General features: G+C 69.7%; 15 protein-coding genes. 5 read left to right on the top strand and 10 right to left on the bottom strand.

Annotated features, from left to right (window positions below; all coding sequences use genetic code 11):
• Positions 1-12: 12 nt before the first annotated feature.
• The gene (locus FPZ12_RS11340; RefSeq protein WP_144750031.1) at positions 13-771 is read right to left on the bottom strand and encodes an MHYT domain-containing protein; all 759 of its coding nucleotides are present in this window, start codon (positions 769-771) and stop codon (positions 13-15) included.
• A gap of 217 nt (positions 772-988) precedes the next feature.
• Here FPZ12_RS11340 and FPZ12_RS11335 point away from each other — a divergent pair, with 217 nt between their 5' ends.
• Positions 989-1,330, top strand: coding sequence for a hypothetical protein (locus tag FPZ12_RS11335; RefSeq protein WP_144750028.1), 342 nt, complete (start codon positions 989-991; stop codon positions 1,328-1,330).
• Positions 1,331-1,337: 7 nt separating this feature from the next.
• Here FPZ12_RS11335 and FPZ12_RS11330 read toward each other — a convergent pair whose 3' ends face one another.
• Complete coding sequence (locus FPZ12_RS11330; RefSeq protein ID WP_144750026.1) at positions 1,338-3,662, bottom strand: transketolase-like TK C-terminal-containing protein; 2,325 nt, start codon at positions 3,660-3,662, stop codon at positions 1,338-1,340.
• 130 nt (positions 3,663-3,792) lie between these two features.
• Here FPZ12_RS11330 and FPZ12_RS11325 point away from each other — a divergent pair, with 130 nt between their 5' ends.
• Genes FPZ12_RS11325 through FPZ12_RS45535 form a run of 4 tightly spaced genes read left to right on the top strand, consistent with a single transcriptional unit; the run spans position 3,793 to position 6,722 of the window.
• Positions 3,793-4,272 carry an Lrp/AsnC family transcriptional regulator gene (locus tag FPZ12_RS11325; protein ID WP_144750024.1) on the top strand — a complete coding sequence of 160 codons (480 nt, stop codon included), beginning with the start codon at positions 3,793-3,795 and terminating at the stop codon, positions 4,270-4,272.
• 55 nt (positions 4,273-4,327) lie between these two features.
• On the top strand, positions 4,328-5,212 hold the full coding sequence (locus FPZ12_RS11320) for a polysaccharide deacetylase family protein (protein ID WP_144750022.1): 885 nt from the start codon (positions 4,328-4,330) through the stop codon (positions 5,210-5,212).
• A gap of 42 nt (positions 5,213-5,254) precedes the next feature.
• A complete protein-coding gene (locus FPZ12_RS11315; protein WP_144750020.1) occupies positions 5,255-6,538 on the top strand; it encodes an MFS transporter in 1,284 nt (427 codons plus the stop codon).
• A gap of 13 nt (positions 6,539-6,551) precedes the next feature.
• Positions 6,552-6,722 carry a hypothetical protein gene (locus FPZ12_RS45535; RefSeq protein WP_166462688.1) on the top strand — a complete coding sequence of 57 codons (171 nt, stop codon included), beginning with the start codon at positions 6,552-6,554 and terminating at the stop codon, positions 6,720-6,722.
• Positions 6,723-6,732: 10 nt separating this feature from the next.
• Here FPZ12_RS45535 and FPZ12_RS11310 read toward each other — a convergent pair whose 3' ends face one another.
• The 8 genes from FPZ12_RS11310 to FPZ12_RS11280 all read right to left on the bottom strand — a co-directional run bounded on the left by FPZ12_RS11310 (position 6,733) and on the right by FPZ12_RS11280 (position 14,668).
• A complete protein-coding gene (locus FPZ12_RS11310) occupies positions 6,733-8,145 on the bottom strand; it encodes an amidase (RefSeq protein ID WP_144750018.1) in 1,413 nt (470 codons plus the stop codon).
• A gap of 316 nt (positions 8,146-8,461) precedes the next feature.
• A complete protein-coding gene (locus tag FPZ12_RS46850; protein WP_279537789.1) occupies positions 8,462-8,596 on the bottom strand; it encodes a hypothetical protein in 135 nt (44 codons plus the stop codon).
• An 8-nt stretch (positions 8,597-8,604) separates the two neighbouring features.
• Entirely contained in the window at positions 8,605-9,924 is a 1,320-nt protein-coding gene (locus FPZ12_RS11305) for an MFS transporter (RefSeq protein WP_144750016.1), read from the bottom strand.
• Positions 9,925-9,935: 11 nt separating this feature from the next.
• On the bottom strand, positions 9,936-10,634 hold the full coding sequence (locus tag FPZ12_RS11300) for an enoyl-CoA hydratase/isomerase family protein (protein WP_144750013.1): 699 nt from the start codon (positions 10,632-10,634) through the stop codon (positions 9,936-9,938).
• Positions 10,631-11,908, bottom strand: coding sequence for an LLM class flavin-dependent oxidoreductase (locus FPZ12_RS11295; RefSeq protein ID WP_243769794.1), 1,278 nt, complete (start codon positions 11,906-11,908; stop codon positions 10,631-10,633). The genes FPZ12_RS11300 and FPZ12_RS11295 overlap by 4 nt, the downstream gene beginning before the upstream one ends.
• Positions 11,905-13,071 carry an LLM class flavin-dependent oxidoreductase gene (locus tag FPZ12_RS11290; RefSeq protein ID WP_144750011.1) on the bottom strand — a complete coding sequence of 389 codons (1,167 nt, stop codon included), beginning with the start codon at positions 13,069-13,071 and terminating at the stop codon, positions 11,905-11,907. Before FPZ12_RS11290 ends, FPZ12_RS11295 begins: the two co-directional genes overlap by 4 nt.
• 26 nt (positions 13,072-13,097) lie before the next feature.
• Positions 13,098-13,748 (bottom strand): cyclase family protein, encoded by a 651-nt coding sequence (locus tag FPZ12_RS11285; RefSeq protein WP_166462687.1) that lies wholly within the window; start codon positions 13,746-13,748, stop codon positions 13,098-13,100.
• The gene (locus tag FPZ12_RS11280) at positions 13,745-14,668 is read right to left on the bottom strand and encodes a dihydrodipicolinate synthase family protein (protein ID WP_144750006.1); all 924 of its coding nucleotides are present in this window, start codon (positions 14,666-14,668) and stop codon (positions 13,745-13,747) included. The genes FPZ12_RS11285 and FPZ12_RS11280 overlap by 4 nt, the downstream gene beginning before the upstream one ends.
• Positions 14,669-14,765: the final 97 nt, after the last annotated feature.

Raw genomic sequence — 14,765 nt, 5'->3', positions numbered from 1 at the left:
GGCGTCATCCGGTCACAGCTCGATCCGCCTGCCCTCGTCGCGCGGCGCCGCGGCCATCGCCTGCGCGCCGGGCGACAACGCCACGAAGGCCGACGTGAGGAACAGGTACGAGCCGAGCACCACCACCAGCGGGAAGATGAACTGCATCGGCGTCGCACCCGGAGTCGCCTCATGGGCCGCGTGCACGTCCACGCGCACCGCCGCCATGCCCGTGTAGTGCATCGCGCTCACCGCGAGACCCATCACCAGCGACGCCGCGACGGCGGAAGCCGCGCCGTGGATGGTCAGCGTCGCCCACAACGCTGCCGTCGCCGCCGCCACCGCGATCGCCACGGAAAGCGTGACCACGCCGGCGTTGTAGCCGACTTCACCGGACAACCGCATCGCGGCCATTCCGAGGTAGTGCATCGCCGCCACACCCACCCCGGCGACCAGCCCGCCGAGCAGCACCGAAAGCGTCCGGGACCGGCTGTAACCGACGAAGAACACGCCGATGCCGACGACGGCGATCGCGACCAGCAGGCTCAGCACGGTGAGGGGCACGTCGTAGCGGATGCCGGTGCCGGTGACGCCGAAGCCCAGCATCGCGATGAAATGCATGGTCCAGATCCCGGTGCCGATCGCCATCGCGCCGTTGATCAGCCAGTTGCGCCGCGCGCGCCCGCTCGCCGAAAGGGCGCGGACCATGCAGCGCAGACCGAGGGCGCTGCCGATGCACGCCATGACATACGACAGAACCGGGGTGATCCAGCCGAAACCCAGTTCCGTCATCGAACCCGTGTGATCCATTTTTCCCATCCCGAGGAATGCCGGCCGTCTCCCCCGGGAGTCCTTGTGGACGGGGACCGTACTTGACGAAGGACGCGCGTCACAACGGTACTGGCAAGTATGTTGTGTTCGTCAGCAAGTAACGGAGTAGGGCGGCAAAGGGATGTCCGGGAATTCGGCGATCACCGCCATACTCACGATTCCAGGGGAGCAGCCGCGTATGCCCAGTGCCGCACCGATGCCGGATGCCGTCGGCGCCGCGTCCTACCTCGTCGTCATGACCGCGCTCCCGGTTTTGTGCACGTACTTGCTCACCCGCCGGGATTTCCGCCCCCGGGGCACGGCGCTGGCCACCGCGGGCTGCGCGATCTTGATGGGCGCGGGTTCCTGGCTGGGATTCGTGTTCCCGCTGCTCGTTTTCGTGGTCGCCGCGGTGGTTTACCTGGTGGCGCGCCGCCTGATCCGGCCCGGCCCGGCGCTGGCGTGGTCGGCGGTCACGCTCGTCGGCGGGATCTTGTGTTCGGTACTCGCGATGAAGATCGCCATCGACAGCATGGGCTGAAACAGGCTCAGCCGAGGAGGTCGAGTGCCGCGCGGACGACACTGTCCGCGTCGAGGCCGTGGTGGCGGTAGACGTCTTCGAGTGAGCCGGACTGGCCGAACCGCGTCACGCCGAGCGCGGTCGTCGGGACCCGGTTGATCGTCGCGAGGAAGGACAGCGTGTGCGGGTGTCCATCCAGGACAGTCACCAGCGGGTTCGCCCGCGCGGCGGGGAAAACCTGGTCCAGGATCCACGAGTCGGCCGGTTCGTGCCCCTGCCGCGCGCGCACCGCGCGATAGAGCAGGTCGGGGCTCGTCACGCAGAGGACGTCGGCGATCGTGCCCATCGCCGCCAATCGGTCCGCGGCCGCGAGTGCTTGCGGCACAACGGCTCCCATCGCGGCGATCGTCACCCTCGCGCCTTCCCGGCGCCGGAGCGCGTAGGCCCCGGCCACGGCCTGGCGCCGCCGACGTTCCCGTGCCGCAGGGTCCTCGGGAACCGCCGCCAGCGCTTGCTCGACCGGACGCGTCGACAGCCGCAGATAGGCCGAGCTGCCGCCCGGTTTGCCCAGCCGCGCGAGGCAGGCCAACAGGATCCACTCCGTGTCGAGGGCGAACGCGGGCTCGTAAGTCGTGCATCCCGGCTGTTCCAGGCCGATCGAAGGCGTCGTGATCGACTGGTGCGCGCCCCCTTCCGGCGCCAGCGACACCCCGGACGGAGTACCGACCAGGATGGACTGGCCGCCCGCGTAGATGCCGTAGGACCAGGGCTCCAGCGCGCGCTCGACGAACGGGTCGTAGAGCACCCCGATCGGCAGCAGCGGTTCACCCCAGCGGCTCCACGTGGCGCCCAGCTCCCCGAGCAGGCTCACCAGGTTGACCTCGGCGATGCCCAGCTCGATGTGCTGCCCGGCCGGTTTTTCCCGCCAGTGCAGGATCGTCTCCGCGTCGTCGGCGAACCAGTCCGGACGCTCGCTGGACGACCAGACGCCGACCTTGTTCACCCAGCCACCGAGATTGGTCGTGGAACTGACATCCGGGCTGACCGTCACCACCCGCTTGGCCGCTTCGGGCGCCTCACGCGTCAGGTCGAGCAGCGCCCGTCCTAACGCGGCCTGCGTCGTCGCGGTCCCGGACGGGGTGCGGCCGATGTCGACCGGAAGCGACGGCGGCGACTGGGCCGGCGTTTCGGGGCGGCGCAACCTTTTCGCGGTCTCCGCGCACAGTGCGCCGGCCGCCGAACCGTCCGGGAACGTCCGCCACGGATCGTCCGGGTCCGCGTCGAGCCGGGCGGCCAGTTCGTTCAGCTGGCCCCCGGTCAGCAGCGCCGAATGGTTCTGTGGGTGTCCTTGGGTCGCCAGCCCGAATCCCTTGACCGTATAAGCGAAAACGACGGTCGGGCGGGTGTCGTCGATGGACTCGAAGGCCGCGTCCAGCGCGCCGAGGTCGTGCCCGCCGAGGTTGGCGACCGCCTCGACCAGCGTGTCGTCGTCGAGCCCGGCGATGAGGCGCGCGATCGGTTCCGCGCCGGGCCCGGAGCCGGGCAGCCACTGCCGGATTTCCGCGCCATCGCGGCGAAGCAGCCGCTGGTACTCCGGGTTGGTCATTTCGTCGATCCGCTGCCGCAGCTCGATTCCGCCGGGACGGGTGAACAGTTCTTCCAGCAGCTGCCCGTATTTCAGGGTGATCACCTGCCAGCCCGCCGCGGTGAACATGCCCTGCAGCTTGCCCGCGGCGATGTCGGGGACCACGCGGTCCAGCGACTGCCGGTTCAGGTCGACGATCCAGACGAGCTCGCCGAGCCCGGCGACCGCCGGATCCAGCACCGCCTCCCAGACCGCGCCCTCGTCCAGTTCGGCGTCACCGATCAGCGAGTACTGCCGCCCGGTTCCGGCGCTTCCGCCGTGGGCGTCGACGTAACGCCGCGACACCGCGCCCCAGATCGGCGCTGTGGCCCCGATTCCGACCGAACCGGTCGAGTAGTCCACCGGGTCCGGGTCCTTGCTCCGGCTCGGATAGCTTTGCAGGCCACCGAATTCGCGCAGCCGCGTCAGGTAGGACGAGTCCAGCTCGCCGAGCAGGTAGTTGATCGAATGCAGCACCGGCGACGCGTGCGGTTTGACCGAAACCCGGTCTTCCGGGCGCAGCTGCCGGAACCACAGCGCGGTCATGATCGACACCATCGACGCCGAGGAGGCCTGGTGCCCGCCCACCTTGAGGCCGGACGGGTTCGGCCGCACCCGGTTGGCGTGGTGGATGATCGCCGTGGAGAGCCAGAGCACCCTCCGCTCGACCTCACGCAGCGTCTCGAAACCGGCGCCGAGTGACCGCGGGCTGAGCGCGGGACTGCTCATGACGAGAACTCCCTTCCGTGACGAATGCTTCCGAGTCAAGGGGATTCGTGGCCGGATCTTCAATATCGGGCTGATAATTTGCGCAGACTGCGCAGGACGCGCCGACACACCCCCGAGAAAGGTGAGCAGGATGCCCAGCGACCCGGCCATCGACGAGATCGACGCCCGAATCCTCCTGAAGGTCAACGAAAATCCACGCGCCACGACGGTCGCGCTGGCCGACGAGGTGGGCGTCGCGCGCAACACCGCCCACGCGCGCCTGACGCGCATGGAACAGAACGGAGCACTCGGCTCGCCAGAGCGGCGCGTCAATCCCGCCGCGCTCGGCTATCCGCTGAGCGCCTTCATCACCACCACGGTCCGGCAGTCCCGGTTGGACGAGGTCTCCGGGGCACTCGCCGGGATCCCGGAAGTCCTGCAGGTGCACGGCGTCTCCGGGGCCGCCGACGTGCTCGTGCACGTGGTGGCGACCGACGCCGAGGACCTCTACCGGATCGCCGGCCAGATCCTGGCCGTCCCGGACGTGGAGCGCACCAACACCGCGCTGGTCATGCGGCAGCTCGTCGACTACCGCATCACGCCCTTGCTGCGGCGGGTGGCGGAGGGATGACCGTCCGGTCTACACTCCGGCACAGCGTGCTGTATTCCGAAACATGGAGGGGTCGATGACCGAGCAGCAGCCATGGCAGTGGGACGAGCGGACCTGGCGTGGCCACGTCGAACGGGTTCGCGCCGGACGTCCACTGCGGCCGGAATCCTGGCCCGGCGGCGCGAAGGTGGCCGTGGCGCTGTCCTTCGACTCCGACCACGAGACGCCCGCGCTGCGCGACGGTGAAGTGCTGCCCGGCAAGCTTTCCCAGGGTGAGTACGGGGCCCGCGTCGGCGTACCGCGGATCCTCGATCTGCTCCGGCGATTCGAGGCGCCGTCGACGTTCTTCGTGCCCGCGGTGTCCGCGTTGCTCCACGACGGCGAAGTGAAGTCCTATGTGGACGACGGACACGAGGTCGCCCTGCACGGCTGGATCCACGAGCGCAACACCCTGCTGCCCGCCGAGGCCGAACGCGACCTGGCGTTGCGGGCGGCGGACACGCTGGAACGCCTCGCCGGAACGCGCCCGGCCGGCATCCGCACGCCTTCGTGGGACTTTTCGGCTCACACGCTGGACATCGTGCGTGAGCTGGGGCTGGCCTACGACTCGTCGCTGATGGCCGATGACGACTGCTACGAGATCCTCGCCGACGGGGAACCGACCGGGCTGGTCGAGGTTCCGGTCGAGTGGATCCGGGACGACATGGCGTATTTCGCGATGGACCGGTTCAGTTCGCTGCGGCCGTACACCACCCCGCGCGGGGTGCTCTCGCTCTGGCGCGACGAGTTCGACGTCGCCTACGCGGAAGGCGGCGTCTTCCAGCTCACGATGCATCCGCATTGCATCGGGCACCGGTCCCGCGTCGCGATCCTCACCGAACTGCTCGAACACATCGCCTCGCGCGGCGACGTCTGGTTCGCCACCCACGCCCAGCTCGCCGCGTACGTCTCGGCGGGGTGAACGCTTTCAGTACGGCAGTGCCCCCTCTCGGATGGAGCTGTGATGCGGAAGAAAATCCTCGGCGCCGCGATGTTCGGGCACGCGGTGGAGTCCTACGACTTCGTCATCTACGGATCTTCGGCGACGATCATCGCCCGGCACTTCTTCCCCGCCGGGAACCAGACCATGGCGATCCTGTCCACGCTGGCGGTCTATGGCATCGCCTTCGTGGTGCGCCCGCTCGGCGCCGCCGTGTTCGGCGGCATCGGCGACCGGCTCGGCCGTCGCACGGCACTGTCCACAGTGGTCCTGATCATGGCGGTGTCCACGGTCGCGATCGCGCTGCTGCCCGGCTACGCCCAGGTGGGAGCGCTGGCGCCGGTGTTGCTGATCTGTTGCCGGCTGGCGCAGGGAATCTCGATGGGGGCCGAGTACACGAGTGCCGCCTCCTACGTGATGGAGCAAGCGCCCGCGGGTAAGCGCGGGTTGTGGATCAGCACCGTCGGAAGCGCGACCTTCATCGGCTCGGCGCTCGCCACGTTCGCGCTGCTCGTGCTGAAACTGGCGTCGCCCGCGGCTTACGCGGAGTGGACGTGGCGGCTCGCCTTCCTGTTCGGGGGCCTCATGGCGCTGGTCGGGCTCTACATGCGCCTGCGGCTCGAAGAAACCAGCACTTTCCGGGCGCTGGAAGCCCGCGGCGAAACCTCGGCGGCGCCGGTCAGGGAGTCGTTCCGTGACTGGCGGGTCTTCTTCCTGCTGTTCGCGGTTTTCGCGCTGCTCGCCGTGGTGGTGCACAATCTGCTGGGCTACCTGCCCACCTATCTCATGACCACCGGCGGCGTCGGCGGGACCACGGTGCTGGTGGCCGGGGGCGTCGCGCTGCTGCCCTGTACCGCTCTTTCCGTTGTCACCGGTGCACTCGCGGACCGGTTCGGGCGGAAACCTCTGCTGATCACCGGAGTGGCCTTCGCGGTCGGCGGTTCGGTTCCGGCGTATGTCCTCGCGCGGGGCGGCACGCTGGTGTCCACAGTGGCCGCCGAGGTCCTGCTGGCCATCCCGGCCGCGGTGGTCGCCATGGCGGCGACGATCACTGCGGTGGAGCTCGTCTCGCCCCGGGTGCGCGCCACCAGCACGGCGCTCGCCTACAACATCGCCTATGCCGTTTTCGGCGGCACAGCGCCGATCGTGGGCGCGCTACTCACGGAGCGCTTCGGGAAGCTCGCGCCCGGCGTCTACATCACTGTGGTAGCGGCGATCGCGCTGCTGATCGTGGTGGTGGGGATGCCGGAAACCCGCGAACGCGCGAAATCCCCTGAAGCGCACGGGACTCAGCGGGTCAGGCGCTGACCGGAGCCAACGCTTGGCGCATCCAACGCGCGAACGCCGCCACCTTGGCATCATCACCCTGCTGCCCCATCCGGCGATCGCGCTCCTCAACGCAGCCGTCGAGATGCGGGAAACCCGCGAACGCATCATGTCCACGTCCCGGAACCACGAAACTACGCCCGCCAACGGTCGCTGGCGGGCGTAGTGCGTGTGGGTCAGGCGCCGACCGGCGCCAAAGCCTGCCCCATCCAACGCGCGATCGCCACCATCTTGGCGTCCTCGCCCGGTTGCCCCATCACCTGGAAACCGAACGGAAGCCCGCGGACCGCCATCAACGGGACATTCACGGCGGGCGCGCCCAGCAGCGAGCTCGGGAAGTTGAAGGCCGGATCCCCGGTCGGCCACCTCGCGGGCTCGCCGCCCGGGACATCCCCGAGCCACTCCGGCGCCGAGCCACTCGACGTCGGCGCGATGACCGCATCCACCCGTGGCCCCAAAAGCGCGTAGGCGGACTTGACCGCAGCGCGGTCGCGGAGGGCCTCCTCGTAGCCCGCCGCGCCGAGTTTTTCCGCAGCCTCAAGGAAAAACCGCTTCCCGCGCGCGCTGACGCCGCCGGGATTGTTCGCCACGACATCACGGAACGCCCAGTAGTGTTCCCACGCCAGTATCGCGCTCCCCAGCTCGGACGCGCCCCGGAGCGCGCGCTCGACCCGTTCCACGACAGCGTCTTCCCTGCGGCGTACCAGAAGCACACCACTCGCTTCGAGCTGCGCGAGGACATTCTCGAACGCTTCGCGACCGGCGTCGTCCAAACGCGCCCAGCCGTCCGTTTCCAGCACGGCCAGCGTTCCCGGCTGGCGTGGCGCCGGCGGCATGGCGGGCCCGGCCAACGCGGGCCACCCCGGGTCGCCGCCCGCGCGCGACGCGATGGCGATCGCCACCAGCCACATGTCTTCGGGGCACGCGGCGAGAACACCGTGCGAGGTCATGCTCGCCGTCTGGCGTTCACCCCGGTTTATGGCTCCTTGTGAGGGTTTCAGGCCCCAGTTCCCGTTGAAGCTCGCCGGGCGCATGAGCGAACCGCCCGTCTGCGTCGCGATTGCGGCGGGAACCATCCGCGCGCCGACCGCGGCGCCGGAGCCGGACGAGGAACCCCCGGGAGTGTGCCTGGGGTTGAACGGGTTCGTCGTCGGGCTCGGTTCCGGGCCACCGAGTTCCGTGGTCACCGTCTTCCCGAGCACGACCGCGCCCGCCTGGCGAAGCGCCCAGACCGCCGCGTTGTCCCGCTTCGGGAAATTGCCGTCGAAGGCGGCGCATCCCATCTGGGTCGGCATGTCGCGGGTTTCGAGCAGGTCCTTGATCCCGATCGGCATCCCGTCGATGGGCGAGAGCGGCCGGCCGTCGCGCCAGCGGCGGGTGCTGGCGTCGGCCTGCTCGCGGGCCGCCTGCTCGTTGAGCACGACCCAGGCCCGCACGACGGGCTCGCGCTCGGCGATCGTCGCGAGACAGCGTTCGAGGTAGTCGCGTGGCGAGTCGGTGCCGTCGCGGAAAGCGCTGACGGCGGTGTGGAAGCGCAGGCCTTCAAAGGTGGCCGGATCGTACTCACCCACGTCGGTCGCGGAAGTCATCAGCGCCCCTCCTTGCTGTTCTGTATTACGGCACGACGTGCATCATAACGGAACAGCAAGCGAGAATCGACGCTCGCCGCGGCGGCGGCTCTGTCCGCCTAACGAGCACGACGGCCGCGCCCAGCGCTTCGAGCAGCGCGCCGACGAGTGCCACGAAGGGGAGCGCCGACACCAAGAGCCTCAACCCGCGTAAGGCGCTGAGCGGCACCCTGGACCAGTACCAACGGGACTCGCCGGTTCCCGCCATCCCGGACACCGGCGAGCGCGGGTGCACCTACCTGTTCCAGGGCGCAGGCAGTCCCGCGGTGACCATCAACTACTGGGACATCAAGGCGTGGCAGAACGTCACCGTCGGCGGCCGCCAGGCCAAGGAAACCCGTTCCAGCGGCCCGGCCTGTGCGACGTGCTGGTGCCCGCCGGACAGCGTTCCACAGCCGAGGCCGAGGCCCACGGCCACCCTCAGCGCAGTGGCTGCCCCTTCGTCTCCGGGCCGACCAGGAACGTGACCGCGACGCCGAGCACGTAGACCGAGCCGATGGCGAGCGCGGCGACCTGGATGCCACCGAAAGCGCTGACGAGGTACCCCGACAGCAGCGCGCCCGCGGCGGCGATGAAGCGGGTTGTGTTGAACACCAAGGTGATCCCGGTGCCGCGCGCATGGGTGGGGAACAGTTCGACCGGGTAGGTCGCCATCCAGCCCATCTGCCCGAGGGTGAAGAACCCGTTGACGAACACGAAGAACCCGAGCGTGCCGAGTGACCCGTAGGGCACGGCGAACAGCAGCCACACCGCGCCGAGGGAGAACAGGAAGTAACCCCAGATCGTCCACCGGCGGCCGATCTTGTCGGCGAGCGCGCCGAAGACGAGCCAGCCGAGCACGCCGGCGAAGTTGTAGCCCAGCACGATCCACGTGGTCACCGACTTCGCCGCGCCCTGGCCGGACACGGCCTGCCCGACGAAGCTCGGGATCCACGTCGACACCGCCCACCAGCCGATCAGGCTCGCGGCGGACAACACGAGCAACCCGAGCAAACGGCGGCGCAGCACGGGATCCGCGAGGATCGCCGCGACCGTGAACCGGCTCAGCGCCCGGTCTTCCGCGCCCAGCTCTCCCCCACGCCGAACCCGCGCACGGACCTCCTTGCGCCGGGCGTCAGTCTGTTCCCACAGCTCCGACTCCCGCACCGACCGCCGCACGAACAACGCGACGAGCGCGGGCACGGCGCCGAGCACGAGCATCCACCGCCACTGCCCGGCACCGGTCGCCGAGAGCGTCCAGTACGCGCCCGTCGCGAGCAGGAATCCGACGCCGAACCCGGACTGCAGCAGGGCGATTCCCTTGCCACGGCTGCGATCCGGCCAGATCTCCGACACCAGCGCGCTGCCCGGCCCCCATTCCGCGCCCATCCCGAGCCCGGTCACCACGCGCAGCAGCAGGAAGACCCAGTACTCCGACGCCAGCGCACTCAGGCCCGTGAACAGCGCATACACCAGGATCGAGTACATCAGCACGCGTTTGCGGCCGAAATAATCCGTGAGCACCCCCGCGCACAACCCGCCGATCGCCCACGCGACCAGCTGCACCGCGAGCAGCCCCCCGAAATACAGCGGCGACGCGTGCGGTCCGACGAGCTCGGCGACGAGCTGGCTGCCGATCAGCACGAGCGCGTAGGTTTCGTACCCGTCCAGGACCCAGCCGAGGTAGGCGGCCGCGAAAGCCACACCCCTGCCCCGGGATCTCCCCGGCGCCGGGCGGGATTCGACGCTGGCTTCGGTCATCGTTCTCTCCTTCAGCGGGCGTCGAGCCAGTCCGCGAGCCTCGCGACCGCGCGTTGTCCCAGCTCGGTCTCGCGGTCGTCGCGCAGGTCACGGTGGTACTGCTTGATCAGGCGCAGCGCGCCGGGGTCGCGTTTGCCCAGCCCCGCAACGAGTTCCGCGACCTCGTCGTCGACCCGCTCCGGCGGGACCACGCGATTCACGACGGCCAGCCGGCCTGCCTCCTCGGCGCTGACCTCGCGGCCGGTCAGCACCAGCTCGCGGGCGATCTTCTCCGGTACGTACTTCGCCAGGTAGGCGACGACGACCAGCGGCGCGAGCCCGTGCGCGATCTCGTCGAACGCGAACACGGCGTCGTCCGCGGCCACGGTCAGATCGGCGTGCAGCGAGAGCCCGGTGCCGAAGCCGAACGCGTGCCCGCGGATGGCGGCGACGGTGACCGCGCTCGCCGAGGAGAGCAGGTCATTCACGGTGAGGATCTTCGTCAGGTTGTCCCTTTTGGACAGACCGGGGACGCGCTCGCGCTGGTCCCGGCCGAAGGTGAAGTCGCCGCCTTCGCTGTCGAGGACGAGCACGGGCGAGCCGGCGGATTCCACCGCGCGCAATGCCTCGGCGAACTCGTCCATCATGGCGGCGGTGAAGCGGTTTCCGTTGCCGGGGTTGGCGATCGTGATCCGCGCCGGGGTGCCGGAAAGGTCGAGGCGGACGGTCATCGTGCTCCTTGGGTCAGGCCGAGGTTGGCGCGCAGGGTGGCGCCGGGGTAGTCGTCGTGGAACAGGCCGCGGGCCCGCAACAGGGGAAGAACCCCTTCGGTAAACCGGGTTAGCCCGTCGGGGAGGACGTCGATCATGAGGTTGAAGCCGTCGGCGGCGCCGCAGGTGAACCAGTGCGCGAGGGTGTCGGCGACATCCGCCGCGGTACCGACGATCTGCAGGTGCCCGCCGCCGTTGCGGTACAACAGTTCCCGCACCGTGACGCCCTCCTCCTCGGTGAGACGGACGGCGGCGGCGCGGAATCCGTGGGAGGCGTTGAAATCCGTGTTCGCCCGCACCAGCTCCAGCGGCAGCGGACGGTCCGGGTCGAGAGCATCGACGGGGACACCGACGCGCAGCGCCAGCTTGCGCAACTCCTCGTCCCCCGCGAGCCGGTCGAGTTCTTCCTTACGCCGCAAGGCGTCCTCGCGGGTGGCACCGATGATCGGCACCACCCCGGGAAGCACCTTGACCTCGCGCCGTGGCGCGCGGGCCCGCAAATCGGCGCGGAATTCCCGCGCGGCCTCGAGTGTGTTCTGCACCGTGAACACGACGTCGGCCGTGCGCGCCGCGAGGTTCCGGCCGTCCTCGGACGCGCCCGCCTGGAAGATCACGGGGCGCCGCTGCGGCGACCGCGGCACGGTCAACGGCCCGCGCACCGCGAAATGCGCTCCCGCGTGGTCGATCGGCCGCACCAGTGCCGGATCGGCGAAGCGGTCCGACTCCTTGTCCCCGATCAGCGCGTCCTCGGCCCAGCTGTCCCACAACGCCGCAACGACCTCGACGAACTCGCCCGCGCGCCGGTACCGGTCGTCGTGCGCGGGCAGGTTCGCGCTGCCGAAGTTCGCCGCGACGTCGGGTACGAAGGTGGTGACGACGTTCCAGCCGACACGCCCGCCGGAGAGGTGGTCGAGGCTGGCGAAGCGGCGCGCGAGGTTGTAGGGCTCGTTGAAGGTCGTCGACATTGTGGCGACCAGCCCGATTTTCGACGTCACCGAAGCGAGCGTCGCGAGCACCACCACCGGGTCGAGCGCGCCGAGGTTCGGGCGGCGGAGGTGCTCCTCGCTCAGCGCGAGCGTGTCGGCGAGGAAGATCGCGTGCAGCTTCGCGTCCTCCGCGATGCGCGCGATTTCGGTGTAGTAGCGCGGATCCAGGTAGTCGGCGGCCGCTCCCTCGCGATACCGCCACGCGCCGAGGTGCATGCCAAGGCCCATCACGGTCACGTTCAGGATCACGCGCGCAGCCCGTCCTCGGCCAGCAGCGGCACGATGTGCTCGCCAAAGAAGTGCAGTTCCGGCAGGTAGTCGTAGAACCCGAGCTGCACGCCGTCGAGTCCCGCGTCGTGCAGTTGCGCGATCTGGTCGGCGATGTCGTGCGGGGAACCGACCAGCTGCAGGTGCCCGCCGAGGATCCGGTCGGCGGGGATGTGCTCCGGCCACGCCTGCGCGTCACCCCCGGCGTGGCGCGCCGCGTAGGCCCGCAGCGAACCGACATCGGCGGCGGAGACGATGGCGTCTCGGTAGGCGAAGGCTTCGGCGCGGGTCGGTTTGCTGATCACCATCGGGAAGATGATCACCTTCACCTCGCGGCCCGCCGCACGCGCGGTGTCCTTGATCCGGGCGACGTGCTCCGGCAGCGCCTTGATCGCGCGGGAGAACTCCGGGCCGGCCGGGCTGGAGGTGAACACGATGTCGGAATGCTTGGCGGCGTAGTCGAAACCGGCCTGCGAGCCGCTCGCGGACACCAGGATCGGGCGGCCGTGGCGCGGGCGCGGCGACACGTAGGCGTCCTGCAACCGGTAGTGCGGCCCGTCGTGGGTGAGGTTGTCCTCGCCCAGCCACAGCTCCTGCATGACCGAGGTGAACTCGTCGGCGATCTCGTAGCGCTTGTCGTGCTCGGTGCGGTCCATGCCGAACATCAGCGGTTCGTTCTCGGCGTAGCCGGTGACGATGTTGAGCCCGAACCGGCCGCCCGCGATGTGGTCGGCCGTGGCGGCGAACCGGGCCAGGTGCAGCGGATGCCAGTTGCCGTAAAGGATGTGCACCGTCGAGATGGTCAGGATCCGGGTCGTCGTGGCCGAGAGCGCGACGGTGGTGATGAACGGGTCCAGGAAGTTCTCGCGGTAGTGGGTTTCGCCGCCGAACCCGCCCTTGGGCACCCACTGCTGGAGCCCGAAGACGAACTCGAACCCGTAGGACTCGGCGACCTCGGTGAGGTGCCGGTTGTAGCTGAAGTCCCACCGCGTCCCGCGCGGGTGCGTGGACTGGGAGAACGCGCCGGTCTGCGAAGGTAGGAACAGCCCGAGCATCATCGGCTGCGCCGCCGCTTGGCTCAGCGGGCTGCCGGGGAGGTCGAGCGGCGAAGGGGCGAGCCGCCGGGAGTTCTCTGGGAATGCCATGGCACGTAAGGCTTTCTGGGTGAGGATCAGTATTCGGCGACGATCCGCGCCGGACCGGCGTCACCGCCGCGGACCGCGAGCGGGAACGCGCGCACCCGCACGCGGCGCCCGGCGAGCGGGCCGAGGTTGCGCAGGTTCTCGCCGATCAGGACGTCCTGGGAGAGCAGGGTCCGGTGCACAGGGAAGGTGAACCCGGTGCCACGACGATGCACGGGCAGGTCCGGGGTGAGGGTGTCGGAGCCGACCAGGCTGACGCCTTGCGCGACGGCCCATTCCGCCGCTTCGGGGCTCAGGCTGGGAAAGTCGTCGTAATCGGCGGTCTCGAATTTCACGTCCCAGCCGGTGTGGACGAACAGGAAGTCGCCGGCCTGGGGCGGCGGGCCACCGGCGAGAAGGTCGTCGACGGTGATCTCCTCACCCGGTTTGCGATCCACAGTGGACACCACGGCGTGGCGGTCGAACCGCTCCGTGGGGAGTTCGTCGATCGAGCGGCCGCTCTCGACGATGTGCACGGGGGCGTCGATGTGGGTGCCGACGTGCAGCGCGAGGCGTAGTGCCTTGATGTTCATCGGCGCGCCGCCGGCGATCGAGGTCACGGGGTCGATCTCGACGTCCGGGAGTACCGGGATCTTCGGCATCCCGGGCCAGATCGGGTGCGAGAGGTCGAGCAGGGTCATCGGAGCACTCCTGAAGGATCGGAGAAAACGTCGAGCAGTTCCCATTTGCGCAGGTACTCGCGGAGTTCGTGCAGGATGTCGCCGTCGATGGCGTCGTAGGGCCACAGTGGACGGCCGAGGTCGAGGCCCATCAGCGCGGTCGCGGCCTTCACCGCGGGCAGGAAACCGAGGCCGGACCAGCGGCTCGGGAAGTCGGCGAAGAACGGGACCCAGCGGGCGATTTCGGCGTGGTCGCCCGCTTCGGCCGCGGCCAGGACACGCTGAGCCACCGGGAGTCCGGACGGCGGCAGCATCGCGCCGTGCCCGCCCAGGAGCAGCGTCGTGGCCAGCAGCTCCATGTTCGTGTACACGGCCAGGCCTGGCGCGGCGTGGCTGAGCAGGCCGAGCAGTTTGGCTTCGTCGCGGGAAGTCTCCTTCATCGCGGCGACGTTCGGGTGCGCGCCGATGCGGGCGATCGTGTCCACGGAGAGGTCCACGCCGAGGCGCGGGTTGTTGTAGAGCACCACCGGGACGGGGCTTTCGTCGGCGAGGGTGGCGAACCAGCGGTGGGCCTCGTCGCCGGTGGGCGCGGCGCCCCACGGTTTGGCCGACGCCACGGCCAGTACGGCGGCCGCCCCGCGTTGAGCCGACTCCCGCGCCAGCGCGATCGACTCGGCCAGCGACGGATGCGACACCCCGGCGAGCACCGGCACGCCGGCGGCGTTGTCCACAGTGGACTCGACGAGCTTGAGTCTTGCCGCGCGGCCGAGTACCTGGAACTCCTGGCTCTCCACCCCCGCGACGCCGATCGCCGCCGGCGCCCACCGCGCGAGCGCGGCGACCTGCCGGGCGAACGCGGGCCCCTCGACCCGGGTGGTCCGGCCACGGAACGGGGTCAAGGCCGCCACGATCACTCCGCGCCGGAACACGGTCTCCGCCATCTGCCCTCCTCACGAGCTGTCGACGGAGACTCAACCAGCTGTGTCGACGCGTGTCGACACACATCGACGTGTGTACCATCGTGTGAGACACACGTCG

The organism is Amycolatopsis acidicola (assembly GCF_007713735.2).
GTDB classification, from domain to species: Bacteria; Actinomycetota; Actinomycetes; order Mycobacteriales; family Pseudonocardiaceae; genus Amycolatopsis_E; species Amycolatopsis_E acidicola.
Note: the sequence above shows the minus strand (reverse complement) of the source record. Positions and strands in the feature narration are given on the sequence as shown.

What these genes read in the sequence shown, in the direction of transcription:
- FPZ12_RS11340 (WP_144750031.1), bottom strand. Translation starts at nt 771, where the DNA reads ATGACGGAACTGGGTTTCGGCTGGATCACCCCGGTTCTGTCGTATGTC.
- FPZ12_RS11335 (WP_144750028.1), top strand. Translation starts at nt 989, where the DNA reads ATGCCCAGTGCCGCACCGATGCCGGATGCCGTCGGCGCCGCGTCCTAC.
- FPZ12_RS11330 (WP_144750026.1), bottom strand. Translation starts at nt 3,662, where the DNA reads ATGAGCAGTCCCGCGCTCAGCCCGCGGTCACTCGGCGCCGGTTTCGAG.
- FPZ12_RS11325 (WP_144750024.1), top strand. Translation starts at nt 3,793, where the DNA reads ATGCCCAGCGACCCGGCCATCGACGAGATCGACGCCCGAATCCTCCTG.
- FPZ12_RS11320 (WP_144750022.1), top strand. Translation starts at nt 4,328, where the DNA reads ATGACCGAGCAGCAGCCATGGCAGTGGGACGAGCGGACCTGGCGTGGC.
- FPZ12_RS11315 (WP_144750020.1), top strand. Translation starts at nt 5,255, where the DNA reads ATGCGGAAGAAAATCCTCGGCGCCGCGATGTTCGGGCACGCGGTGGAG.
- FPZ12_RS11310 (WP_144750018.1), bottom strand. Translation starts at nt 8,145, where the DNA reads ATGACTTCCGCGACCGACGTGGGTGAGTACGATCCGGCCACCTTTGAA.
- FPZ12_RS11305 (WP_144750016.1), bottom strand. Translation starts at nt 9,924, where the DNA reads ATGACCGAAGCCAGCGTCGAATCCCGCCCGGCGCCGGGGAGATCCCGG.
- FPZ12_RS11300 (WP_144750013.1), bottom strand. Translation starts at nt 10,634, where the DNA reads ATGACCGTCCGCCTCGACCTTTCCGGCACCCCGGCGCGGATCACGATC.
- FPZ12_RS11290 (WP_144750011.1), bottom strand. Translation starts at nt 13,071, where the DNA reads ATGGCATTCCCAGAGAACTCCCGGCGGCTCGCCCCTTCGCCGCTCGAC.
- FPZ12_RS11285 (WP_166462687.1), bottom strand. Translation starts at nt 13,748, where the DNA reads ATGACCCTGCTCGACCTCTCGCACCCGATCTGGCCCGGGATGCCGAAG.
- FPZ12_RS11280 (WP_144750006.1), bottom strand. Translation starts at nt 14,668, where the DNA reads ATGGCGGAGACCGTGTTCCGGCGCGGAGTGATCGTGGCGGCCTTGACC.